We start from the raw sequence: 25,397 nt of genomic DNA on the forward strand, positions 1-25,397 counted from the left end.
CAATACATGAACAATATGAACGTAATTATTGCCGATGACCACCCGATTGTACTGTTCGGTATTCGCAAATCACTTGAACAAATCGAGTGGGTGAATGTTGTCGGCGAATTTGAAGATTCCACAGCATTGATCAACAACCTGCCGAAATTAGATGCGCATGTGTTGATCACCGACCTTTCCATGCCGGGAGATAAATACGGCGATGGGATCACCTTGATCAAGTACATCAAGCGCCATTTTCCGAGCCTGTCGATCATCGTTCTGACCATGAACAACAATCCAGCGATTCTGAGCGCCGTGTTGGATCTCGATATTGAAGGGATCGTACTCAAGCAGGGCGCGCCAACCGATCTGCCTAAGGCGCTGGCCGCGCTGCAAAAAGGCAAAAAATTCACCCCGGAAAGCGTCTCTCGTCTGCTGGAGAAAATCAGCGCAGGCGGCTACGGCGACAAACGCCTGTCGCCGAAAGAGAGCGAAGTATTACGCCTGTTTGCCGAAGGTTTCCTGGTGACCGAAATCGCCAAGAAGCTCAACCGCAGTATTAAGACCATCAGCAGCCAGAAAAAATCGGCGATGATGAAACTGGGCGTCGAGAATGATATCGCGCTACTCAACTATCTCTCTTCCGTGACGCTAAGTCCGACCGACAAAGAATAAATCGCTCACGTTACCATGCCTGATGGCGCTGCGCTTATCAGGCCTACAAACCGACTCATCTCTTGTAGGCCTGATTAGGCAACACCGCCATCCGGCATTTTTTATGTCCGTGTTTTACGTACCCGCTCGGCGTACACCGCCAGCGTCTGCTTCAACACATCCAGCGTCACGGGCTTCGACAAACAACTGTCCATACCGGACTCCAGACAACGTTGTTTCTCTTCCGCCAGCGCGTTCGCCGTCACGCCGACTACCGGCAGCGTTAGCCCAAGCTGACGGATGCGCTGCGTCAGGCGATAACCGTCCATGTTCGGCATATTTACATCGCTCAGAACGATATCGACAGGGTTCTTACTCAGCACATTCAGGGCGTCCACGCCGTCATTGGCTGTCTTACACTGATACCCCAGCGATCCCAGTTGATCGGCCAGCAGACGACGGTTAATCGGATGATCGTCAACCACCAGGATCATCATGTCGTCATTTGAATCTGCGGTTTTATCTGCCGGCGGCAATGCGGTGGAAAGCGCTTCACTATCCAGCTCAATACTATAGATACGCGCCAATAGCGCAGGCAACTCATGCACCAACGCCACACTATGCACCCACTCGCCCGGTGCCCTTTCCAACGAAATCCCGATATGACGGCGGCAAAAGATGACCGCAGCCCTCCCTTGCCAGGTATGTTCCAGCACATCATCAACAATCAAAATATCGTCCGCTGCAGGTTTTTGTCCTTCATAACGCTGCGTATGAACGCCGCTACGCGCCAGAGTGGTCTCAATAAACTGACACAGAGAAGTATTGCGTACCGCCAGCCAACAACAGGTTCCGGCAAGTCCTTCCATGCCCTTTTTCACTGGGTATTGCGCGCCATAAAGCGGAATACGCAGCGTAAACTGGCTTCCCATGCCGGGCTCGGAATCGACGGAAATATCGCCGTCCATCATGCTGATCAATTTTTCACAAATCGCCAGCCCCAGACCAGTGCCCTGGAAGTTACGCTGTACGCCGGTTCCCACCTGGAAGAAGGGATCGAACAAGCGGACCACCTCTTTCGCCGGGATACCGACTCCGGTATCCCGCACGCTAATACTGAGATAATCGCCGTCACAGCGTACATGCAGCACGATACAGCCGATGTCAGTAAATTTAATAGCATTACTCAGAAGATTTGAGATGACCTGCTGTAAACGCATCGGGTCGCCGTTCAGCGATACCGGCACGTCAGGCTCAATAAAGCAATACAGGCCGAGCTGCTTACGCACCACCAACGGCAGATAATTGGCGGTGATATGATTCATCACCTCCCGCGGGGAAAATTCGCGCGGCTCAATCTTTAACTGTTCCGACTCAATTTTCGAGAAATCGAGAATGTCGCTGATAATTTTCAACAACAGGCTGGAGGAGTTATTCATTGCCGTGACCAGACGATCCACGCCTTTTGGCAGCTCTTTGGTTTGCAGCAGATCAAGATTACCGATGATACCGTACAGCGGCGTGCGTAATTCATGGCTGACGGTCGCAAGGAACATGGATTTAGACTGGCTCGCCTGCTCCGCCGCCTGCGCCATCTCCTGCAACGACTCTTCCATTTTGACGCGCGTGCTAACATCTACCAACACGCAAATCGCCACGTTTTCATTGCGATAGCGGGAATGTACGAAGCTAATTTGCAAATTAGTATTATTACTGGTCAATACATCAACGAAGTTGACCTGCTGACCGCAAATGATTTGTGCCAGGCGCTGTCTGTCTTCATGCGTGAGCATGTTCAGATAGGTGTGCGCCAGTTCGTTACTCAGAATGTTGACGCCATCAATCGTGCGCAAAATACAGATCCCCACCGGCGCGGAGGCGACGATTTTGCGGTTGAACTGCTCATGCTCTTCCAGACGCTGAGCATCGCTTTCCGCTGGAATAAAAATTCGCCGCTCATACATCCGCGCAAGCGTAAACAACCCAGCCCCCACCAGCACGTTCAACAGGATAGCGTTCAGGATAAGAATACGAATACGCTCCAGGACTAAATCTACCGGCACAGAATAGACAATACTGAGCGAAGATGGCGGCAGGCTTTTTTTGAGCACCAGTTCGCGAAAACCTGGCGTATAACCAAACCAGGAGCGCTCCTGCATCCAGCGCGGCTCCGCTTTAATATTGCCATCAGGACCGGTCAACGATATCAGCGAATGGCCGTTTTCATCAATAATGGTGACGCCCATCGGCAAACTGCCTGGCGTAAAAAAATTTTCCATGCGGATGGACTGCTCGACGCCCAGCAACGCCTGCAGACGGTTGGCCAGATACACTGGCGTCAGCGCATAAAAATACCCCACGCCCTGACGCGCGCCCTGGCTTATCCAGAAAAGGTTATTCCCGCTTTCCTCCTGCGATGCGTTGCGGTATTTCATAATCCGCTCATGCAGCGCTTTTAACGCATCATCGCGCTCCACGGGCATTTCGCGCAGACCGAAATTCGCCATACAAAGGTTATCGCTACCAATCAGGAAAACGCGGTTAAGATCATACGCCGCAGAAAAATTGTCGCGCCAATAGCGCATAAACCAGGCCAGTGACTCCAGCGATCCACGCCAGTCAGCCCCCATCGCCGCACAGTCAGAATCGGCGAATAGCGGTTCAAAGTCCGGCACCACCACTTTGTCATCACGCGCACGCGACGACATTACGCCGTTTTCCGCCGTTAAACGGTTCTCGGCGATATATTTGAGCTCTTTCATCACGTCCGACGTGCGCTGGATAAAACGCTGCGCCTGATCGGAGCTAAGGTTAAACTCCTGACGAATTTCAGACTCCCGCTGGTGCAGGGCATTGACGATGTAAAACACCGAAGCAAAGGCAATTAAGAGCCAGATGAGTAACGCCAACGCTCTGAATAAATAGCGAGAGACTTTCAGCGTGGTTCGAAAGGAAGCAAGGTATTTCAAAGGGGCGAAGCTCCGCCTCAGGATGTAAATAGAGTGTGTCTAAGGTAGCGGTAAATGACGTAGCCCGCAACGGCAAAGAAAAAAGGGCCGGATATCCGGCCCTCGCACAGCAATAGCATTACTCGTCAGCGTCATCCGCAACGTCGTCATCGCTTTCCGCTTCCGGGGCGATATCCTCGTCCCCTTCCGCCACGCTGCCGTCGATAGCGTCGAGTTCTTCGTCATCCACCGGTTCTGCAACGCGTTGCAGCCCCACCACGTTTTCATCTTCCGCCGTACGGATAAGGATAACGCCCTGGGTGTTACGGCCCACCACGCTGATCTCGGATACGCGGGTACGCACCAGAGTACCGGCATCAGTGATCATCATGATCTGGTCGCAATCGTCTACCTGTACCGCGCCGACAACGGAGCCGTTGCGCTCGGTCACTTTAATAGAGATAACGCCCTGCGTCGCACGCGACTTGGTCGGGTACTCGTCCGCCGCCGTCCGCTTCCCGTAACCGTTTTGCGTTACGGTCAGAATAGCGCCTTCGCCGCGTGGGATGATCAGAGAAACCACTTTATCGTCCCCCGCCAGCTTAATGCCTCTTACGCCGGTCGCGGTACGCCCCATCGCACGGACGGCGTCTTCTTTGAAGCGCACCACTTTACCGGCGGCCGAGAACAGCATGACTTCGTCAGAACCGGAAGTCAGGTCAACGCCAATCAGTTCGTCCCCCTCGTTCAGGTTCACCGCGATAATACCGGCGGAACGCGGACGGCTGAACTCGGTCAGCGCCGTTTTCTTCACGGTACCGCTGGCGGTCGCCATAAAGACGTTGACGCCCTCTTCGTACTCGCGTACCGGCAGAATCGCGGTGATACGTTCATTGGCTTCCAGCGGCAACAGGTTGACGATCGGACGACCGCGCGCGCCACGGCTGGCTTCCGGCAACTGATAGACCTTCATCCAGTACAAACGACCACGGCTGGAGAAGCACAGAATCGTGTCATGGGTATTGGCTACCAACAGACGGTCAATAAAGTCTTCTTCTTTAATACGCGCGGCAGATTTACCTTTCCCACCGCGACGTTGCGCTTCGTAATCCGTCAGCGGTTGATATTTGACGTAACCCTGGTGAGACAGCGTCACGACCACATCTTCCTGGCTGATCAGATCTTCGATATTGATATCAGCGCTATTTGCGGTGATTTCAGTACGACGCTCATCACCAAACTGATCGCGAATTAATTCCATCTCTTCGCGGATCACTTCCATCAGACGATCGGCGCTGCCCAGAATGTGCAGAAGTTCAGCAATCTGTTCCAGCAGCTCTTTATATTCGTCGAGCAGTTTTTCATGCTCCAGGCCGGTCAGTTTCTGCAAACGCAGATCCAGAATCGCCTGTGCCTGCTGTTCAGTCAGGTAGTACTGACCGTCACGCACGCCAAATTCCGGCTCCAGCCACTCCGGACGCGCCGCGTCATCGCCCGCGCGTTCCAGCATTGCAGCGACATTACCCAGATCCCACGGACGAGAAATCAGCGCCGCTTTCGCTTCCGCCGGCGTTGGCGCGCGACGGATCATCTCAATGATCGGGTCGATGTTCGCCAGCGCAATTGCCAGAGCTTCAAGGATATGCGCACGGTCACGGGCTTTACGCAGTTCAAAAATAGTACGACGGGTCACCACTTCACGGCGGTGGCGCACGAACGCTGAAATGATATCTTTCAGGTTCATGATCTTCGGCTGGCCGTGATGCAGTGCCACCATGTTAATACCGAAGGAAACCTGTAGCTGGGTCTGGGAGTAGAGATTGTTAAGCACCACCTCGCCCACCGCATCGCGTTTTACTTCAATTACGATGCGCATCCCGTCTTTGTCAGACTCGTCGCGTAGCGCGCTGATGCCTTCTACGCGTTTATCTTTCACCAACTCGGCGATTTTCTCAATCAGACGCGCTTTGTTCACCTGATACGGAATTTCGTGAACGATGATGGTTTCACGGCCCGTTTTCGCGTCCGTTTCCACTTCCGCGCGGGCGCGGATGTACACTTTACCGCGACCAGTGCGGTAGGCTTCTTCGATACCGCGACGACCGTTGATAATGGCCGCCGTCGGGAAGTCCGGTCCTGGAATATGTTCCATCAGCCCTTCAATGCTGATGTCTTCGTTGTCGATATATGCCAGGCAGCCGTTGATCACTTCCGTCAGGTTGTGCGGCGGGATATTCGTCGCCATACCCACTGCGATACCGGAAGAACCGTTGACCAGCAGATTCGGAATTTTGGTCGGCATGACATCCGGAATTTTCTCCGTGCCGTCATAGTTATCAACGAAATCCACCGTCTCTTTTTCGAGATCGGCCATCAGTTCGTGGGCGATTTTCGCCAGGCGGATCTCCGTATAACGCATCGCCGCCGCAGAGTCGCCGTCAATAGAACCGAAGTTACCCTGACCATCCACCAGCATGTAGCGCAGCGAGAATGGCTGCGCCATACGAACAATGGTGTCATATACTGCGGAATCGCCGTGGGGATGGTATTTACCGATGACGTCACCAACGACACGGGCAGATTTTTTATAGGCTTTGTTCCAGTCATTGCCCAATACGTTCATGGCGTAAAGTACGCGACGGTGTACCGGCTTCAGGCCATCTCGGACATCCGGCAGCGCACGACCAACAATGACCGACATCGCATAATCCAGATAGGAGCTCTTCAGCTCTTCCTCAATGTTGACCGGTGTAATTTCTCTCGCAAGGTCGCTCATCTAACCGCTATCCCTCTACTGTATCCCGGATTCAAAGGTCGCAAATTATAACACAACCGCGTTGATTGAGGTAAACCAATACCGTTTATTCGCTGGGAATGCCTGATATACTTATTCGTCTTGCTAAATAAGGAGTAGAAGCCCCTATGAATGCCGAAAAAGCGCCGGAACGCCATAACGTTGACCATGAAGAAATTGCCAAATTTGAAGCAGTCGCGTCGCGCTGGTGGGATCTGGAAGGCGAATTTAAGCCGCTGCACCGTATTAACCCGCTGCGTCTGGGCTATATTGCTGAACGCTCCGGCGGCCTGTTCGGTAAAAAGGTGCTCGATGTCGGCTGCGGCGGCGGTATTCTGGCGGAGAGCATGGCGCGCGAAGGCGCTACCGTTACCGGGCTGGATATGGGCTTTGAGCCTTTGCAGGTCGCCAGACTGCACGCGCTGGAAAGCGGCATTGAGGTAGAGTATGTGCAGGAGACGGTTGAAGAACATGCGGCAAAACATGCTCAGCAGTACGACGTCGTCACCTGTATGGAAATGCTGGAACACGTTCCCGATCCGCAATCGGTCGTCCACGCCTGCGCCCAACTGGTTAAACCCGGCGGCGAGGTGTTCTTCTCAACGTTGAACCGCAATGGAAAATCCTGGCTGATGGCGGTCGTCGGCGCCGAGTATATTCTGCGCATGGTGCCAAAAGGCACGCACGACGTGAAGAAATTCATTAAGCCCGCTGAACTATTGAGCTGGGTCGATGAGACCATCCTGAAAGAGCAGCATATCACCGGGCTGCACTACAATCCGATTACGAATACTTTTAAACTCGGCCCCGGTGTAGACGTTAACTACATGTTGCATACCCGCGCTAAAAAAGCATGACGTCAAAGAATTTTCCTATGGAGGTTGCGTCAGATCATCGGGCGCAATCTATCTCTTCGATGAAGAAATCAGCACTCGATCAAATTTTGATTTTTTTTTATGAATTATTGACATCCTCTCCAGGCCTTATCAGACGCGCACTTAGCGATTCTTGCTCTTTTGCAACCGCAATTTAACGCCAAAATCAACTCTTGTACTCAAAAGAATCCCTACTAGAATACTCACCATATAGCGTTTCATTTATCGACAACCCCCTATATATAGTATTTATCCACAGAGTTAGTCACAGCATGGCGTTGTGGATAAGCGGGGGGATATTTTTTCTTTCACGGATAGGTAAAACAGGTAGAAAACCACATGAATCAGAGTCTGCTGGTGACAAAGCGTGACGGCCGTACTGAGCGCATCAATCTCGACAAAATTCATCGCGTTCTTGATTGGGCGGCAGAAGGACTGAACAACGTATCGGTTTCTCAGGTCGAGCTACGCTCGCATATTCAGTTTTATGATGGGATTAAGACCTCCGATATCCATGAAACGATTATTAAGGCCGCCGCAGACCTGATCTCTCGCGATGCGCCGGATTATCAATACCTGGCCGCGCGCCTGGCGATTTTCCACCTGCGTAAGAAAGCCTTCGGCCAGTTTGAGCCGCCCGCGCTTTACCGCCATGTGGTAAAAATGGTTGAGCTTGGCAAATACGACAATCATCTGCTGGAAGACTACACGGAAGAAGAGTTCAAGCAGATGGATTCGTTTATCGTTCACGATCGCGATATGACCTTCTCCTACGCTGCCGTTAAGCAACTGGAAGGGAAATATCTGGTGCAAAACCGCGTGACCGGCGAAATCTATGAAAGCGCTCAGTTCCTTTATATCCTGGTAGCCGCTTGCCTGTTTTCGAACTATCCGCGTGAAACGCGTCTTGACTATGTAAAGCGTTTTTACGATGCGGTCTCTACGTTCAAAATTTCGCTGCCGACGCCGATTATGTCCGGCGTGCGTACCCCGACCCGTCAGTTCAGCTCCTGCGTACTGATCGAGTGCGGCGACAGTCTGGATTCCATCAACGCCACCTCCAGCGCCATTGTAAAATACGTTTCCCAGCGCGCCGGCATCGGCATCAATGCCGGACGTATCCGTGCGCTGGGTAGCCCGATTCGCGGCGGCGAGGCGTTTCACACTGGCTGTATTCCGTTCTACAAGCACTTCCAGACGGCGGTGAAATCCTGCTCGCAGGGCGGCGTGCGCGGCGGCGCGGCGACGCTGTTCTATCCGATGTGGCATCTGGAAGTCGAAAGCCTGCTGGTGCTGAAAAACAACCGTGGCGTCGAAGGCAACCGCGTTCGTCACATGGATTACGGCGTGCAGATCAACAAACTGATGTACACCCGTCTGCTGAAGGGCGGCGACATCACGCTGTTCAGCCCATCCGACGTGCCGGGGCTGTACGATGCCTTCTTCGCCGACCAGGACGAATTTGAGCGTCTGTATGTAAAATACGAAAACGACGACAGCATCCGCAAACAGCGTGTGAAAGCGGTCGAACTGTTCTCTCTGATGATGCAGGAACGCGCCTCTACCGGTCGTATTTACATCCAGAACGTCGACCACTGTAATACTCACAGTCCATTCGATCCGGTTGTCGCCCCAGTACGCCAGTCTAACCTGTGTCTGGAGATTGCTCTGCCGACCAAACCGCTGCACGATGTCAACGATGAAAACGGTGAAATTGCGTTGTGTACGCTGTCTGCATTCAACCTGGGCGCCATTAAAACCCTGGATGAGCTGGAAGAACTGGCTATTCTGGCAGTACGCGCTTTGGATGCGCTGCTTGATTATCAGGACTACCCGATTCCGGCCGCCAAACGCGGCGCGATGGGCCGTCGAACCCTGGGCATTGGCGTGATTAACTTCGCCTACTGGCTGGCGAAAAATGGTAAACGTTATTCCGACGGCAGCGCCAATAATCTGACGCATAAAACCTTCGAAGCAATTCAGTATTATCTGCTCAAAGCTTCCAACGGACTGGCGAAAGAGCAAGGCGCCTGCCCGTGGTTCAACGAAACCACCTATGCAAAAGGCGTCCTGCCGATCGACACTTACAAAAAAGACCTGGATGCGATCGCCAACGAACCGTTGCACTACGACTGGGAACAACTGCGTGAATCGATCAAAACCCACGGTTTGCGCAATTCCACGCTATCGGCGCTCATGCCGTCGGAAACATCGTCCCAGATCTCCAACGCCACCAACGGTATCGAACCACCGCGCGGCTACGTCAGCATCAAGGCCTCGAAAGACGGTATCTTGCGTCAGGTCGTGCCGGATTATGAGCACCTGAAAGATGCTTACGAACTGTTGTGGGAGATGCCGAATAATGACGGTTATCTGCAACTGGTGGGTATTATGCAGAAGTTTATCGACCAGTCGATTTCCGCCAATACCAATTACGATCCGTCGCGTTTCCCATCAGGAAAAGTGCCGATGCAGCAACTGCTAAAAGATTTGCTCACCGCGTATAAATTTGGCGTGAAAACTCTGTACTATCAAAATACCCGCGACGGCGCGGAAGATGCGCAGGACGATCTGGTGCCATCTATTCAGGACGATGGCTGCGAAAGCGGCGCATGTAAGATTTGATGAACGATGCCGGGTGGCGCTACGCTTACCCGGCCTACAATTGCACGGCTTGTAGGCCGGATAAGGTGTTTGCACCGCCATCCGGCGCTCATCCCACAAAGGATTCATATCAATGGCATACACCACTTTTTCACAGACGAAAAACGATCAGCTCAAAGAACCCATGTTCTTTGGCCAGCCGGTCAACGTTGCACGCTATGACCAGCAGAAATATGACATCTTCGAAAAACTGATCGAAAAACAGCTCTCTTTCTTCTGGCGTCCGGAAGAGGTCGACGTCTCCCGCGATCGTATCGACTATCAGGCGTTGCCGGAGCACGAAAAACATATCTTCATCAGCAACCTCAAGTACCAGACGCTGCTGGATTCCATTCAGGGACGTAGCCCGAATGTAGCCCTGCTGCCGCTCATTTCCATCCCGGAGCTGGAGACGTGGGTAGAAACCTGGGCGTTTTCAGAAACGATTCACTCGCGCTCTTATACCCATATTATTCGTAACATCGTCAACGATCCGGCGGTCGTTTTTGACGATATCGTGACCAATGAGCAAATTCAGAAGCGCGCCGAAGGTATCTCCGCCTACTACGACGAACTTATTGAGATGACCAGTTACTGGCATCTGCTGGGCGTTGGCAGGCACACGGTGAACGGCAAAACCATTACCGTGAACCTGCGTGAACTCAAGAAGAAGCTCTACCTGTGTCTGATGAGCGTCAATGCTCTGGAAGCCATCCGCTTCTACGTCAGCTTCGCCTGCTCCTTCGCATTTGCCGAGCGTGAACTGATGGAAGGCAACGCCAAAATTATTCGTCTCATCGCCCGTGACGAAGCTCTGCATCTGACTGGCACGCAACACATGCTGAATCTATTGCGTAGCGGCGTGGACGACCCGGAGATGGCGGACATCGCCGAAGAGTGTAAACAGGAATGTTATGACCTGTTTGTGCAGGCGGCGCAACAAGAAAAAGAGTGGGCGGACTATCTGTTCCGCGACGGTTCGATGATCGGCCTGAATAAAGATATTCTGTGTCAATACGTTGAATATATTACTAACATTCGTATGCAGGCGGTGGGTCTGGATCTACCGTTCCAGACCCGCTCCAATCCAATCCCGTGGATTAATACCTGGTTGGTTTCTGATAACGTTCAGGTCGCGCCACAGGAAGTGGAAGTCAGCTCTTATCTGGTCGGACAAATCGATTCGGAAGTTGATACCGACGATCTGAGTAATTTCCAGCTCTGATGGGACGCGTTACGCTACGCATCACTGGCACACAACTGCTGTGCCAGGATGAACACCCTTCTCTGCTGGCCGCGCTGGAATCGCATGACGTTGAGGTGGAGTATCAGTGCCGCGAAGGATATTGCGGCTCTTGCCGTACACGACTGGTCGCCGGTCAGGTTGACTGGATTACGGAGCCTTTAGCGTTTATCCAGCCGGGAGAAATTTTGCCCTGCTGCTGCAGGGCAAAAGGCGATATCGAAATTGAGATGTAACTCAGTGCAACTCGCTGGCGGAAACCAAAGGCATCGCGCCACGTTTTTTCATCTGAGCGGCATACAGTACGCCAGCGAGCACTACGAGCACCGCGCCAGCAACATAAATCATACGATAGCCAACCGGCTCAACCATCATTCCCATGATAAAGGCGCCAATCGCCATTCCGCCATCCATCGCGTTAAAGAACAGTGAATTCGCTACACCGATTTTATGCGGTTCAACCGAACTGATAATTTGCGTCTGGAAAACCGGCGTGACCGAACCGTAGCCGATACCGATTAAACCGCCGGAAATAATCATCATGATGCTGCCATTGGTGTAGCCCAACGCCACCAGACCGATGGTAAAGGCCAACAGGCAGGGATAAACAACATATTTCGGACCTTTTCTATCACAAACATTCCCGGTGAAGGTACGGCATATCATCAGGAAAATAGCGTAGCACAGCAGAAAATTACTCGCCGCCGCCATTAAATCCAGCTCACGAGCGTACAGCGCCAGGAAAGCCGACACGCCAGCATAGGAGAAGGTAATGAAAAAGGTGACCAGCGCAAAAGGCAAGGCGGCGCGGTCAAACATCGCGGCAACCCCCAGGCTCGGCCTGGAACCATCTGCGTGACGGATTACCGGAGGAACCGTCACAATAAGGGAAAGCACAATCCCCAGCACCGCTACAGCGGTACAGAGCCAGAATGCAGCAGTGAAAGCGTTCCAGCGGGCCATATTAAGCCCTATCCACGGGCCTACTACCATCGCCAGGCCCATTGCTAAAGAGAAAAAGCTGATGCCCTCTCCACGTCGGGAGGCCGGAATCAACCGCGCTGAAATAGTTCCTTTTACCGTGGTAATAACACCAAACGTAATTCCATGAAGCACGCGGATAAAGAGCAGCGACTCAATGGAATGGCAAGCCGGATACAGCGCGGTAATTACCAAAAAAGCCAGAGAAGAGAGCACCAGAATCTTTTTATTCGAATATTTTCCTACCCATTGCCCGGCAAACGGACGAATAACAATTGCCGCGGCCAGAAAACATGTCACTAATAAACCCGCCTTATCCGCAGCGGCATGCAGGCGGTCAGCGATATAAATAGGTAATAAGGTTAGCAGTACATAAAAGACAAAAAAGATAATAAAACTGACTACGGTTATCGCCCAAAAATCCTTCGTCCATAATTTTTCTTTCATTCTTAACGACCCGTTCAGATGGCGCACGCAGTCAACGCTCAGCTCAACTGAACACCTGGCAGGTGCGTCAAAATGTGATGTATTCGATAGAATAGCAGTATAAACAAGCGCAATCTATTAGAGAAATTAATCGTTTTAATTATATTAATCAGGTTTTACTAATGACTTTAACTCAAATCCACGCCCTGCTTGCCGTGCTGGAGTACGGCGGATTTACCGAGGCCAGCAAGCGGCTGTATATGACGCAATCCGCCGTCAGCCAGGCCATCTCCGCGCTTGAAGACGAACTCGGCGTTGACATTTTGATTCGCGAGCGTCGTAAAGAGATTGAGATTACCGCCGCAGGTAGTCGCATCGTCAGGCACTTACGCGCCATCCAACGCGACGTCAACGCGGTAAAAGAGATTGCCGAACAAGAAAAAACGAACCCGACGCGCACGCTACGGATTGGCTGTTTTCCCAGCGCCTGCGCCTGTATTTTACCCGGTGTGATTCGCTATTTTGAAAGCCATCATCCGAATGTAAAAATAATCCCCTATGAAGAGAACAGCACGGCTATTATTGATTCGCTGCAGAACGGAAGTATTGATGCCGGTTTTGTTCCTTTTCCGGTCAACGGTATGTATTGCGTTCCCATTTATCGGGATAAATTCACCGTAGTGGTACCTGATAATCATCCCCTGGCGACCAACAGTACAGTAACGGTCGAAGAATTGATGGACGAACCGCTTATTGTCAGTAAAGGTCGTTATGAATTAAGCATTATGGCATTATTTAAAGAAAAGGGTATTGAGCCAATATTTAAATATGAATTTAACCATCCAGATACTGCGCTGAGTTTTATTCGCCAAGGATTAGGCATTGCCTTATTGCCAGAATTAACGTTAAAAGCTACAGCAGGGAAATTATGTTCCGTGGCGCTGGAGCCCACGTTTTATCGACAGATTTCCCTACTGGCAAAAGAACCGCCGGTAGAAGGAAGTCCGCTATTTTTACTGCAAAAATGTATGGCAACACTGACCGATGAGGGCTTGCTATAAAGCACCACCGCCTGATGGCGCTACGCTTATCAGGCCTACGTTGCCGAACATTGCGGTAGGCCGGATAAGGCATTTACGCCGTCATCCGGCCCTTCACTTCTACGATGACATACCCTTAGTCATTTTTTTGCAGGAACATGACCGCTTTATCTGGGAAGTCGGTGAACAGCCCGTCAACCCCCGCCTTGTTATACAGGATATCGTATAGCTGATTGACGTCCGTGGCGTAGTCCGGCAATTGATCGGCGCGCACAGTATATGGATGAACTACCATCTTATTCTGATGCGCGTCTTGCGCCATGCCAGTCAGCTTGATATTCCCTTTCGTCGAGCCTTCCGCAACTAACATATGGTAATCCGGGCCAATACCGTCCGCATATTCCGCCACCTGCTTCATGGCGCCCGGTTTAAACATCCAGTCGTAGTTGTAATTTACCCAACGACCATCCGGCTGTTTCTGCTGTGTTTCATTCCAGTCGGTATACGCAATAAGCTGAACCAGATTGAGATCCATCCCCATTTTGGGTTCCAGTTCATGCTTAATACGTTTAAGCTCAGCGACATCAAAACACTGCAAATAAACATTATCCTGCTTGCCGGTGTAACCGTACTTCTTCAGCACGTCCAGCGTTTTCGCGGCAATATCTTTCCCTTCCTGATGATGGAACCACGGCGCTTTAATTTCCGGATAAATACCGATATTTTTACCGGTAGAGTGATTTAATCCCTGAACGAATTCAATTTCCTCTTCAAAGGTATGAATGCGGAAATCAGATTTTCCCATCGGGAAACGGCCCGGATAAGTTTGTACTTTTTTGCCGTTTTCAATATCAAACCCTTCGGTAAACTTCAGGGATTTAATTTCATCCAGCGTAAAATCGATAGCGTAATAGCGTCCGTCTTTACGCGCCCGGTCCGGAAAACGGTCAGCGACGTCAGTCACCCGGTCAAGGTAGTGGTCATGGAGGACGACCAGATGGTCATCCTTTGTCATCACCAAATCCTGTTCCAGGTAATCTGCCCCTTGCGCATACGCCATCGCTTTCGCAGGTAGCGTATGCTCCGGCAGATAACCACTGGCGCCACGGTGGGCGATAACGACTTTTTCCGCCGCCACGGCGCCGCTTCCGATTGCCATTCCTGCCAACATCAATGCCACGCTAAGATTTTTCAGTGTGGTTTTCATGTTATTAGCCTCCGTTGCGTTTTAACTGCAGCTCATCATGATGGCGTTTTTCGCCAATCATCACGACCACCAATAGGATTACCGCCAGAATGCTGCCGCCGATCATCACCATGAAGCCGCCATCCCACCCAAAGAAGTCAACGGTATAACCCACAATGGCGCTCGCAGCGACGGAACCGCCCAGATAACCAAATAGACCGGTAAAGCCCGCCGCCGTACCCGCCGCTTTTTTCGGCGCCAGTTCCAGCGCATGAAGACCAATCAGCATCACTGGACCGTAAATCAGGAAACCGATAACGATCATACAAATCATATCAACGGTTGGGTTTCCAGCCGGGTTCATCCAATAAATGATGGTCGCAATAGTGACCAGGGTCATAAAGAATACGCCCGTCGCGCCACGGTTGCCGCGGAATACTTTGTCTGACATCCAGCCGCACAGCAAAGTGCCAGGAATACCCGCATACTCATAGAGGAAATAAGCCCAGGAGGATTTATCCAGAGCGAAATGCTTCACTTCTTTCAGGTAAGTTGGCGACCAGTCGAGGATACCGTAGCGCAGCAGGTAGACAAACACGTTGGCGATAGCGATATACCACAGTAATTTGTTCGGCAATACGTACTGCATGAAGATTTGCTTCGCCGTGAGCTCTTCTTCCGCTTTTTCGTTATAGTCGTCCGGATAGTCGTTTTTATACTCTTCGATAGGCGGCAAACCGCAAGATTGCGGCGTATCGCGCATCATCGCGAAAGCGAACAGCGCCACCACAATCGCGCCAAAGGCTGGCATATAGAGCGCCGCTTTCCAGTCGTTAAACCACGCCATCCCCAACAGAAATAGCAGTGGCGGGATCCCGCCGCCGACGTTATGCGCGCAGTTCCAGACCGACACAATACCGCCGCGCTCTTTCTGCGACCACCAGTGTACCATTGTACGACCGCACGGCGGCCACCCCATCCCCTGGAACCAGCCGCAAAGGAACAACAGCACAAACATCACTGCGATGCTGGACGTCGCCCACGGTACAAACCCCATAAATAACATGACTGCGGCGGCCAGAATCAACCCTGCCGGCAGAAAAACGCGCGGATTCGAGCGATCGGACACCGAACCCATAATAAATTTCGAAAAACCATAAGCGATGGAAATCCCGGATAGCGCAAAGCCCAAGTCGCCGCGTGAAAAACCCTGTTCTACCAGATAGGGCATCGCGAGGGCAAAGTTTTTGCGCACCAGATAATACGCGGCATAGCCAAAGAATATCCCCAGGAAAATCTGCCAGCGTAACCGACGATAGGTCGGATCAATCTCCGCCGCAGGCAAGCGCGCTTTATGTGGCGCTGGTTTAAAAATACTCAACATATTGTAGCCTCCGTGGCCCATATTTTATTTAGAGGTAAACACCGCAGTTCGTTCAAACAACCCCGCTGCTCCCAGTGTGGCCGCGATGTTAAGTAAAGATCGGTCTCATGAATGTGAATTACAGCACATATTGTTACAGATTTATGAATAATGTTCAGAAAGGCGCACGGAATCACGTTTCATTTTCGAATAATGAGCGATTATGCGCGAAATCAAACATTCCATATGTTTTGTATGGCTAAATGATAAAAAACGAACTGTGAGGAAAAACAATGAAAACTCGCGACTCGCAAGCAAGTGACGTGATTATCATTGGCGGTGGAGCAACAGGCGCTGGGATCGCCCGCGACTGCGCACTGCGCGGTTTACGTGTCATTCTGGTGGAGAGGCATGATATTGCGACCGGCGCGACCGGGCGTAACCACGGGCTGCTGCACAGCGGCGCCCGTTATGCCGTTACCGACGCGGAATCTGCGCGCGAGTGTATTAGTGAAAATCAAATCTTAAAACGGATCGCCCGTCATTGCGTCGAACCGACGGATGGTCTGTTTATTACGTTGCCGGAAGATGATCTTGCGTTTCAGGCCACCTTTATTCGCGCCTGTGAAGCGGCGGGCATTCGCGCTGAAGCCATCGATCCGCAGCAGGCTCGCATCATCGAACCTTCCGTTAACCCTGCGCTCATCGGCGCGGTAAAAGTGCCGGATGGCACCGTGGACCCTTTCCGCCTTACCGCCGCCAATATGCTGGATGCCAGAGAACATGGCGCAATCGTGTTAACGGCGCATGAAGTGACCGGGCTCATTCGTGAAGGCGCAACGGTCTGCGGCGTCCATGTGCGCAACCATCTCACCGGCGAAACCCAGACGCTTCATGCGCCAGTGGTGGTCAATGCGGCAGGTATCTGGGGGCAACGGATTGCCGAATATGCCGACCTGAGTATTCGCATGTTCCCGGCAAAAGGGTCGCTGTTGATCATGGACCATCGGATCAACCAGCATGTGATTAACCGCTGCCGGAAACCGTCGGACGCCGACATTCTGGTGCCCGGCGATACGATTTCACTGATCGGCACCACTTCTACCCGTATTGATTACAATGAGATAGACAGCAACCGTGTCACCGCAGATGAAGTAGATATCCTGCTGCGTGAAGGGGAAAAACTGGCCCCCGTCATGGCGAAGACGCGTATTCTGCGCGCGTATTCCGGCGTCCGCCCGCTGGTGGCCAGCGATGACGATCCTAGCGGTCGAAACGTCAGCCGCGGTATCGTGCTGTTCGACCACGCCGAGCGCGACGGGCTTGAAGGCTTCATTACCATTACCGGCGGAAAGCTAATGACTTATCGCCTGATGGCGGAATGGGCAACCGACGCCGTGTGCCGCAAACTGGGTAATGCTCGCCCCTGCATCACGGCGGATACGGCGCTGCCTGGCTCAGAAAAGTCTACGGAACATACTCTGAAACGCATAATCTCGCTTCCCGCGCCGCTACGCGGATCGGCGGTTTATCGGCATGGCGATCGCACGCCGGGATGGCTAAGCGAAGACCGCCAGCACCGTAGCCTGGTCTGTGAATGCGAGGCCGTCACGGCGGGTGAAGTACAGTATGCCGTCGAAAACTTAACCGTGAATAGTCTGCTGGATCTACGCCGTCGCACTCGCGTGGGCATGGGCACTTGCCAGGGCGAACTGTGCGCCTGCCGCGCAGCCGGGCTACTGCAGCGTTTTAATGTGACGACTGCGACGCAATCTATTACGCAACTCTCTGAATTTCTCAATGAACGCTGGAAGGGCGTACAACCTGTCGCCTGGGGAGACGCGCTACGCGAAAGCGAATTCACGCGTTGGGTTTATCAGGGTTTATGCGGTCTGGAGAAGGAGCACCAGAATGAAATTTGATACGGTTATTATGGGCGGCGGCCTCGCCGGTTTGCTGTGCGGGCTGCAGCTCCAGCAGCATGGATTACGCTGCGCCATCGTCACTCGCGGACAAAGCGCGCTGCATTTTTCTTCCGGCTCGCTGGATCTGCTCAGCGCCCTACCCGACGGTCAACCGGTGACGGAGATTACCGCCGGGCTTGATACGCTGTGCCGCCAGGCGCCTGAACATCCTTATTCGCGTTTAGGGGCGCAAAAAGTCCTTACGCTGGCGCAGCAGGCGCAAACGCTACTTAACGCCAGCGGAGCGCAGTTATACGGCGATGTACAACAGGCGCACCAGCGTGTAACGCCGCTTGGCACATTACGCTCAACCTGGCTTAGCTCGCCGGAAGTGCCGGTCTGGCCATTGTTCGCACAGAGAATTTGCGTCGTCGGCGTAAGTGGATTACTGGATTTCCAGGCTCACCTTGCGGCAGCGTCGCTGCGCCAGCGCGATCTCAACGTTGAAACGGCAGAAATCGACCTTCCTGAACTGGACATACTGCGCGATAACCCGACGGAGTTTCGCGCGGTCAATATCGCGCGTCTGCTTGATAATGAAGAAAAATGGCCGCTACTTTACGACGCGCTGTCGCCGATGGCGACAAACTGCGACATGATCATCATGCCCGCCTGTTTCGGGCTGGCGAACGATACGTTGTGGCGCTGGCTTAACGAACGTCTGTCCTGCGCGCTCACGCTGCTACCGACGCTGCCGCCGTCGGTGCTCGGTATTCGTCTGCACAATCAGCTACAACGCCAGTTTGTCCGTCAGGGCGGCATCTGGATGCCGGGCGATGAAGTGAAGAAAGTCACCTGCCGTCACGGTATCGTGAGCGAAATATGGACCCGCAACCATGCCGATATCCCGCTGCGTCCGCGTTTTGCCGTACTTGCCAGCGGTAGTTTCTTTAGTAGCGGTCTGGTGGCTGAACGTGAAGGGATCCGCGAACCCATTTTAGGACTCGACGTACAACAAACGGCCACCCGCGCCGAATGGTATCAACAAAATTTCTTCGACCCACAGCCCTGGCAGCAGTTTGGCGTTGTGACGGATGACGCTTTCCGCCCTTCCCTTGCGGGCAACACGGTAGAAAATCTGTATGCAATAGGTTCTGTGCTGGCGGGGTTCGATCCTATAGCCCAGGGATGCGGCGGCGGCGTCTGCGCAGTCAGCGCCCTCCAGGCCGCGCACCATATCGCTGAGCGTGCAGGAGAACAGCAATGAGCGACACACGTTTTGAAAGTTGTATTAAATGTACGGTGTGCACCACCGCGTGCCCGGTCAGCCGCGTTAATCCCGGCTACCCCGGCCCTAAACAGGCCGGGCCGGATGGCGAACGTCTGCGTCTGAAAGACGGCGCGCTATATGACGAGGCACTGAAATATTGTATTAACTGCAAGCGCTGCGAAGTCGCCTGTCCGTCGGACGTGAAGATTGGCGATATCATCCAGCGCGCCCGCGCGAAATACGATACGACGCGCCCGTCACTGCGTAACTTTATTCTCAGCCATACCGATCTGATGGGCAGCGTGTCAACGCCGTTCGCGCCAGTGGTCAATACCGCCACCGCCTTAAAGCCAGTGCGCCAGTTGCTTGATTACGCGCTAAAAATCGATCATCGCCGCGCCTTACCGAAATATTCTTTCGGCACCTTCCGCCGTTGGTATCGAAGCGTGGCGGCTGCGCAGGCCAAGTACACAGATCAAGTCGCCTTTTTCCATGGCTGTTTTGTGAATTACAACCATCCGCAGCTCGGAAAAGATCTGATTAACGTACTGAACGCAATGGGTACCGGCGTACAACTACTGAGTAAAGAGAAATGCTGCGGCGTGCCGCTGATCGCTAACGGTTTTACGGATAAAGCTCGCAAACAGGCTATCAGCAATGTGGAATCGCTACGCGAGGCGATTGCCGTCAAAGGTATTCCGGTCATCGCCACGTCATCCACCTGTACGTTTGCGTTGCGCGATGAATATCCTGAAGTGCTGGACGTGGACAACGCCGGACTGCGCGAACATATCGAGCTGGCCACCCGCTGGCTATGGCGCAAACTGGATGCCGGGCAAACGCTGCCGCTGAACCCTTTGCCGCTGAAAGTGGTTTACCATACGCCGTGTCATATGGAAAAAATGGGCTGGACGCTTTACACGCTTGAACTGTTGCGTCAAATTCCGGGGCTTGAATTGACGGTACTTGATTCACAGTGCTGCGGTATTGCCGGCACGTACGGATTTAAAAAGGAAAACTATCCGACATCGCAGTCCATCGGCGCGCCGCTGTTCCGCCAGATTGAAGAGAGCGGCGCCGACCTGGTCGTCACCGATTGTGAAACCTGTAAGTGGCAAATTGAGATGTCGACAAGCAAACGCTGCGAACATCCCATTACGCTACTTGCCCAAGCGCTCGGCTAAGTAAAAAGCGCCGGGCCCCCTCCGGCGCCATCGCCCTAATAACTGAAACCGCTTATCCATCAAGCATAAACGCGGCACTCCTTTCTGCAATAACCTGTCCTATCTGGCCAACCATGACCGCTAACGCGCAGTAGCATGACAGGTAGCGAAGTGACTGATTATACAGTCATATCACTTGTATCTACGCGTTACCAGCCCCCTTAGGGGGGGGCACTGAATATCCCCAACAATAATTGAGCGTTATATGAATAATAAGAAAATCAGGTCTATGCCCGATGTAATAATTATCTCCACTAACAATAATACTTTTATAAATAACTACAATTACATAATATTCTCCTCTTGCCAACCAGGAAACAGTTCAAAATGAATATATGTGTAAACTCACTTTACCGATTGAGCACACCGCAATTTCAAAATTTATATTCAGAAGAGGTGAGCGATGAGGGACTTGCGTTGTTGATTCGCGAAGTAGAGAACGGTGATCAGAATTGTATTGATCTGTTATGCAATCTTGCTCTACGCAATGATGACCTGGGACACAAAGTTGAGAAAATTCTTTTTGATCTCTTTAGCGGAAAAAAACATGGATCACCAGATATAGACAAAAAAATCAATCAGGCTTGCCTTATGTTATATCAAACCGCCAATAACGACATTGCAAAAAATAATACTGATTTCAAAAAACTACATATTCCCTCCAGATTACTTTATATGGCCGGTTCCGCAACACCCGACTTTTCTAAAAAACTAGAAATAGCGCATAAAATTCTTGGCGACCAGATCGCTCAGACAGAGGAAGAACAGGTAGGCGTTGAAAATCTATGGTGTCCTGCGCGCATGGTATCGTCAGATGAGCTATCACGTGCAACGCAAGGTATGACTCAGGGATTGTCTTTATCGGTGAATTATCCTATTGGGCTTATTCATCCTACCACTGGAGAAAATGTGTTAAGCGCTCAACTACATGAAAAGGTTGCTCAATCAGGTTTATCCGACAATGAAGTTTTCCTGATAAATACAGAAAGTCACTGGATTTTTTGTCTTTTTTATAAAATTGCAGAAAAAATAAAATGTCTTATATTTAACACTCATCATGATTTAAACCAAAATACTAAGCAAGAGATTAGAGCAGCAGCAAAAATTGCAGGCGCATCAGAAGAAGGTGACGTTAACTTTATTGAAATCGATTTACAGAATAATGTACCAAACGGCTGTGGTCTATTTTGTTTCCAAGCATTGCAACTCTTATCGGCTACCGGACAAAACGATCCCGTTGCTGTACTGCGAGAATATTCCGAAAATTTCTTAAGGCTTTCAGTAGAGGAACAAACATTATTTAATACCGAAACTCGGCGAAAAATACATGAATACAGTCTCACGTCATAGTGAGTACTTATCCTAAAATGATACTGATTCTCTGCAAAAAATTATAAGTAATATAAACCAGTTTAAGAATGGGAAGGTCAGGCCTTCCCACTGAAAATTCTATGCTGTCAATGATTCAACCACGTTTATCCAGCCATGCTCGCTGGTCATATCCTCGCCATTAAGCCAGCGGCGCAGCATAATTAGCGCCATCATCGCACAGACTTCCTGACGTATTGCCAGACTGTAACAGTTGGCGCTAAAACGCACGCGTAAGGCATACGTGCCATCCGGCGTCGCCAGCGCGAAATTAAGATGTTCGTTTTCCAGCCCCGACACGGCCAGCGCCAGACCGGCATAATGGTTGCTGCGTCGTTCTGTCGTCCAGTGCGCCGTTTGCGCCAGCGTTTCTTCCTGAGAGGGGACGACTTCGCTGGCAAGAACAGGCGCTCCGGCGCGGGAAAGCTGTAGCGCCAGTAAGCCGCTGGTGTATTGCTCGCTCAACGTCAGGCTAAGTTGCCTTTCCTGCAGGCAACGGGCTATTTGCGCCGGCAGGTCTTCCGTACCTTCAAAAATTAGATTCTGCCCGGCAACCCGCCTGACCTCCGACCACAACGCCAGCATTGCCTCCCGCTGCGTAGCCGGGCCGGTCAACTTCAGTTCAATGATCGGCATTGATGAGCGATACCCCATCGTCACGCTGGGCGGCAACGACAGCGAATCAAGGCTCTGCGCCAGGTCGCTTTCTGAACGACCAAAGGTCGTTAACCGCAGGCAAAGCGGCGGCTCCGGCAGCGAAAAACGCGCGCGTAACCGCGGCAAGATTTCCTGCTCCACCATAACCTTAAATTCCGACGGTACGCCGGGGGTGAAAAACATCAGGCAGCGATTGAGCTGTAGCGCAAATCCACAGGCAGTACCGACCGGATTAGGAATAAACTCCGCACTGGCAGGCAGCTCCGCCTGTTTACGGTTGCTCGGCGCCATCACGCGACCACGTTGCTGAAAGTAGCGTTCCATTTCAGCCAGCCACTCCTCGTGGAGTACCAATCCTTCGCCTTTTGCCGTTGCCGCAGCGAGCGCGCTTAAATCATCGCTGGTCGGCCCTAACCCGCCATTAACAATCAAAACATCAGTATGTTGGCTGCGTTCACGCAAGATGGCGACCAGACTGTCCAGATTATCGCCTACCGTATTTCGCCGCGACAACGGAACACCCTGATTAAAGAAAAAATCAGCCAGCCAGGCGGCATTAGTGTCAACGATTTGTCCATGTAACACTTCATCCCCGGTGGATAGCATTTCCACATTTAGCATCGTGTTCTCCTGCTCTTATGATGAAAACACTATAACGCAAAGCCGGATATACCGTGGATAGAAGAATAACGGGAGAAGGAGGAATATGGCGCGACGATGGCCGCGCCGTTAGCATCAGAAGCTGGCGTTGACGCCAATATAAGGGCCGTCCGCAATCGCGTTATCACGGTTGCCATCTTTACCCGCCAGGTTCAGGTAACGATAACCGGCTTCAATGCTCAGCGGGCGCATAAGGGTGAAACGCGCGCCGGCGTTCGCTTCTTCATAACTTTCGATACCGCTGGACAGCGAATCTGGTGAATAATAATACTCGCCGAACAGACGGAAGCTGTCGCCGATTTTCCATTGTAACCCACCGCCGACAGCCGCCGCATAGCCTTCATCACTGTCTTTCGGATTGGTATAAATACCTTTACCGCCAACCGTCGCCAGCAGCGGTCCCACCGGAATGTTCAGCCCCAGACCAACGCCCGCGGCATCGCCATCATCATCGTTGTGCATCCAGTTACCGCTTAGCGCCAGTCCCGTCGATTCCGTACCAAAACCCACGCCAATGTTGGTGTAATCTTTGCCCGCCTGGCCGCTAATACTTATGGCCTGCGCCGATGCAGAAACGAACAGCATTCCGGCAAAACCTAATAATATGCTTTTTTTCATTTTTACCCTTTCCAGCAAGCACATAAAGAAAAACTCCCCAAAACGGCAGAATTGTACTGCCAGACGCTGAGGAATCAATGCACTAAAAAACCATTCCAAAAACATATTGTAACGAAATACTACTTTCACCATGACGCATCATTGCGCCATCACATGACGACGCCTGCATCAACAGGATTAACAAAAAACGCAGTCTGCGTTATCGCTTCCATTTTTCACAAAGAATTTCGCAGAATGATTTGTTAAGCTGATGGCATGGTGGTTTAAGGAAGCGACTTATGCGTCAACGAACTATAGTTTGCCCATTAATTCAAAATGATGGCTGTTATCTGCTGTGCAAAATGGCCGACAACCGCGGCGTCTTTCCCGGTCAGTGGGCGCTGTCGGGCGGCGGGGTCGAACCAGGCGAACGTATTGAAGAGGCGCTGCGTCGGGAGATTCGGGAGGAACTCGGCGAGCAACTGATTCTGAGCGATATTACGCCGTGGACCTTCCGCGACGATATCCGTGTTAAAACATATGCTGATGGCAGACAAGAAGAGATTTATATGATTTATCTCATCTTCGACTGTGTTTCCGCCAATCGCGATATATGCATCAACGACGAGTTTCAGGACTACGCCTGGGTCAGGCCGGAAGAATTTGCTCTGTATGACTTGAATGTAGCGACACGCCACACGTTAAGGTTGAAAGGGCTATTATAATAACGACAGCCGCCTCAGGCTGTCTTTACACTTTTATCATTCCTGTCAGCCGGGAACAAACTCACCATCTAAAAAGAGTTTTCCGTTTGCCGCATGCATAACGAGCGCATCAAGATAGTCCGGTTCAAACTTTACGCCGCGCTTATTTTTTGCAATATATGTCAAACAATGATTATGTGTAAAAATGACTACGTTTTTATTCTGTGACTTTTTCAGTAAGGTATTGATGGAAGCATAAATACCGCTGCCGCAATCCATCATTTTTTTATCCACTGTAAGCGATCTGCCCGCCGAAAACCAGGTTGCCGACTGGATGGTACGCACTGTATTACTGGAATAAAGATTGTAATTTTGTATATCGGCATTAAAATCTTTACCCAGCGATCTGGCATTCTGCGCGCCGTTAACCGTAATTCCCGAACTGTCTGACAGGCAGGTGTTATCGGAACGATCGCACCGCTCGGCATGGCGAAATAACACCACAACCGGATACTGCTTCGCCAGCGCCGCCAGCGTGTTACCGTTAATCTGCGGCAAGCCGTTACCGCTCCAGGCATGTTGCGAGGTCAACCCGGCGATAATAACCCATGCCCCCGCAAGGAGCGCAAAATAGCTTTTGTTTTTAATAAAACGCAGGATAAATGCCAGCACATTAACCTCTCAGGCAGACAATGCCGCTAACTTAATAGCAGTACGATTAAAATAAAATTCCGCGAGGGAAGACGCAGACCAAAAACATAAAACAGATTTATGGCGTGCATAAAATGCCTTAAGCTTTAGGCAAAAGCAAAGCATAACTCCGTTAAAAATTATATTTTTATCTTACCTTAATTTCTTAATGTTAATTTAATCTTCATA

Annotated in this window: 19 protein-coding genes; 11 read left to right on the forward strand and 8 right to left on the reverse strand. The window is 51.6% G+C overall.

Features of this window, described 5'->3' with window-relative positions:
- Positions 1-6: 6 nt before the first annotated feature.
- Complete coding sequence (gene rcsB / locus F4V61_RS07290; RefSeq protein ID WP_001061919.1) at positions 7-657, forward strand: response regulator transcription factor RcsB; 651 nt, start codon at positions 7-9, stop codon at positions 655-657.
- Positions 658-758: 101 nt separating this feature from the next.
- On the opposite strand, the gene rcsC is transcribed toward rcsB, so the two are convergent.
- Positions 759-3,605 (reverse strand): two-component system sensor histidine kinase RcsC, encoded by a 2,847-nt coding sequence (rcsC, locus tag F4V61_RS07295; protein WP_000876061.1) that lies wholly within the window; start codon positions 3,603-3,605, stop codon positions 759-761.
- 118 nt (positions 3,606-3,723) lie between these two features.
- Positions 3,724-6,360 carry a DNA topoisomerase (ATP-hydrolyzing) subunit A gene (gyrA, locus tag F4V61_RS07300; protein WP_001281276.1) on the reverse strand — a complete coding sequence of 879 codons (2,637 nt, stop codon included), beginning with the start codon at positions 6,358-6,360 and terminating at the stop codon, positions 3,724-3,726.
- A 146-nt stretch (positions 6,361-6,506) separates the two neighbouring features.
- Between gyrA and ubiG the strand changes: the two genes are divergently transcribed.
- From ubiG to yfaE, 4 genes are all read left to right on the forward strand, one after another.
- Positions 6,507-7,235 (forward strand): bifunctional 2-polyprenyl-6-hydroxyphenol methylase/3-demethylubiquinol 3-O-methyltransferase UbiG, encoded by a 729-nt coding sequence (ubiG, locus tag F4V61_RS07305; RefSeq protein WP_000990738.1) that lies wholly within the window; start codon positions 6,507-6,509, stop codon positions 7,233-7,235.
- 357 nt (positions 7,236-7,592) lie between these two features.
- Positions 7,593-9,878, forward strand: a complete 2,286-nt coding sequence (nrdA, locus tag F4V61_RS07310; protein WP_001076506.1) for a class 1a ribonucleoside-diphosphate reductase subunit alpha — start codon at positions 7,593-7,595, stop codon at positions 9,876-9,878.
- Between the two features lie 112 nt (positions 9,879-9,990).
- Positions 9,991-11,121 carry a class Ia ribonucleoside-diphosphate reductase subunit beta gene (gene nrdB, locus F4V61_RS07315; RefSeq protein WP_000332031.1) on the forward strand — a complete coding sequence of 377 codons (1,131 nt, stop codon included), beginning with the start codon at positions 9,991-9,993 and terminating at the stop codon, positions 11,119-11,121.
- Positions 11,121-11,375 carry a ferredoxin-like diferric-tyrosyl radical cofactor maintenance protein YfaE gene (gene yfaE / locus F4V61_RS07320; RefSeq protein WP_000533917.1) on the forward strand — a complete coding sequence of 85 codons (255 nt, stop codon included), beginning with the start codon at positions 11,121-11,123 and terminating at the stop codon, positions 11,373-11,375. Before nrdB ends, yfaE begins: the two co-directional genes overlap by 1 nt.
- Before the next feature lies 1 nt (position 11,376).
- Here the strand turns inward: yfaE and F4V61_RS07325 are convergent, their stop codons facing one another.
- Positions 11,377-12,567, reverse strand: a complete 1,191-nt coding sequence (locus F4V61_RS07325; protein WP_080161008.1) for an MFS transporter — start codon at positions 12,565-12,567, stop codon at positions 11,377-11,379.
- Positions 12,568-12,728: 161 nt separating this feature from the next.
- Here F4V61_RS07325 and F4V61_RS07330 point away from each other — a divergent pair, with 161 nt between their 5' ends.
- The gene (locus F4V61_RS07330; RefSeq protein WP_079827549.1) at positions 12,729-13,607 is read left to right on the forward strand and encodes a LysR family transcriptional regulator; all 879 of its coding nucleotides are present in this window, start codon (positions 12,729-12,731) and stop codon (positions 13,605-13,607) included.
- Positions 13,608-13,722: 115 nt separating this feature from the next.
- Here F4V61_RS07330 and glpQ read toward each other — a convergent pair whose 3' ends face one another.
- Both glpQ and glpT read right to left on the reverse strand, forming a co-directional pair.
- Entirely contained in the window at positions 13,723-14,793 is a 1,071-nt protein-coding gene (gene glpQ / locus F4V61_RS07340; RefSeq protein ID WP_079827548.1) for a glycerophosphodiester phosphodiesterase, read from the reverse strand.
- Between the two features lie 4 nt (positions 14,794-14,797).
- Positions 14,798-16,156, reverse strand: coding sequence for a glycerol-3-phosphate transporter (gene glpT / locus F4V61_RS07345; RefSeq protein WP_000948738.1), 1,359 nt, complete (start codon positions 16,154-16,156; stop codon positions 14,798-14,800).
- A 272-nt stretch (positions 16,157-16,428) separates the two neighbouring features.
- On the opposite strand from glpT, the gene glpA reads away from it, so the two are divergent.
- The 4 genes from glpA (at position 16,429) to sseL (ending at position 21,882) form a co-directional block, all read left to right on the forward strand.
- On the forward strand, positions 16,429-18,057 hold the full coding sequence (glpA, locus tag F4V61_RS07350; RefSeq protein WP_079827547.1) for an anaerobic glycerol-3-phosphate dehydrogenase subunit A: 1,629 nt from the start codon (positions 16,429-16,431) through the stop codon (positions 18,055-18,057).
- Positions 18,047-19,306, forward strand: a complete 1,260-nt coding sequence (glpB, locus tag F4V61_RS07355) for a glycerol-3-phosphate dehydrogenase subunit GlpB (protein ID WP_079827546.1) — start codon at positions 18,047-18,049, stop codon at positions 19,304-19,306. The genes glpA and glpB overlap by 11 nt, the downstream gene beginning before the upstream one ends.
- Complete coding sequence (glpC, locus tag F4V61_RS07360; protein ID WP_001285718.1) at positions 19,303-20,493, forward strand: anaerobic glycerol-3-phosphate dehydrogenase subunit GlpC; 1,191 nt, start codon at positions 19,303-19,305, stop codon at positions 20,491-20,493. The genes glpB and glpC overlap by 4 nt, the downstream gene beginning before the upstream one ends.
- 366 nt (positions 20,494-20,859) lie before the next feature.
- On the forward strand, positions 20,860-21,882 hold the full coding sequence (sseL, locus tag F4V61_RS07365) for an SPI-2 type III secretion system effector deubiquitinase SseL (RefSeq protein WP_001017748.1): 1,023 nt from the start codon (positions 20,860-20,862) through the stop codon (positions 21,880-21,882).
- A 99-nt stretch (positions 21,883-21,981) separates the two neighbouring features.
- On the opposite strand, the gene F4V61_RS07370 is transcribed toward sseL, so the two are convergent.
- Positions 21,982-23,178, reverse strand: coding sequence for a nicotinamide mononucleotide deamidase-related protein YfaY (locus F4V61_RS07370; RefSeq protein ID WP_079827545.1), 1,197 nt, complete (start codon positions 23,176-23,178; stop codon positions 21,982-21,984).
- Between the two features lie 114 nt (positions 23,179-23,292).
- The gene (locus tag F4V61_RS07375; RefSeq protein ID WP_024131809.1) at positions 23,293-23,835 is read right to left on the reverse strand and encodes a YfaZ family outer membrane protein; all 543 of its coding nucleotides are present in this window, start codon (positions 23,833-23,835) and stop codon (positions 23,293-23,295) included.
- A 278-nt stretch (positions 23,836-24,113) separates the two neighbouring features.
- On the opposite strand from F4V61_RS07375, the gene nudI reads away from it, so the two are divergent.
- Positions 24,114-24,539 carry a nucleoside triphosphatase NudI gene (nudI, locus tag F4V61_RS07380; protein WP_001249904.1) on the forward strand — a complete coding sequence of 142 codons (426 nt, stop codon included), beginning with the start codon at positions 24,114-24,116 and terminating at the stop codon, positions 24,537-24,539.
- Positions 24,540-24,584: 45 nt separating this feature from the next.
- On the opposite strand, the gene pmrG is transcribed toward nudI, so the two are convergent.
- Positions 24,585-25,190: a lipopolysaccharide core heptose(II)-phosphate phosphatase PmrG gene (gene pmrG, locus F4V61_RS07385; RefSeq protein WP_000879144.1), complete on the reverse strand. Its 606-nt coding sequence runs from the start codon at positions 25,188-25,190 to the stop codon at positions 24,585-24,587.
- Positions 25,191-25,397: the final 207 nt, after the last annotated feature.

It is taken from the genome of Salmonella enterica subsp. arizonae (genome assembly GCF_008692845.1).
GTDB lineage: Bacteria > Pseudomonadota > Gammaproteobacteria > Enterobacterales > Enterobacteriaceae > Salmonella > Salmonella arizonae.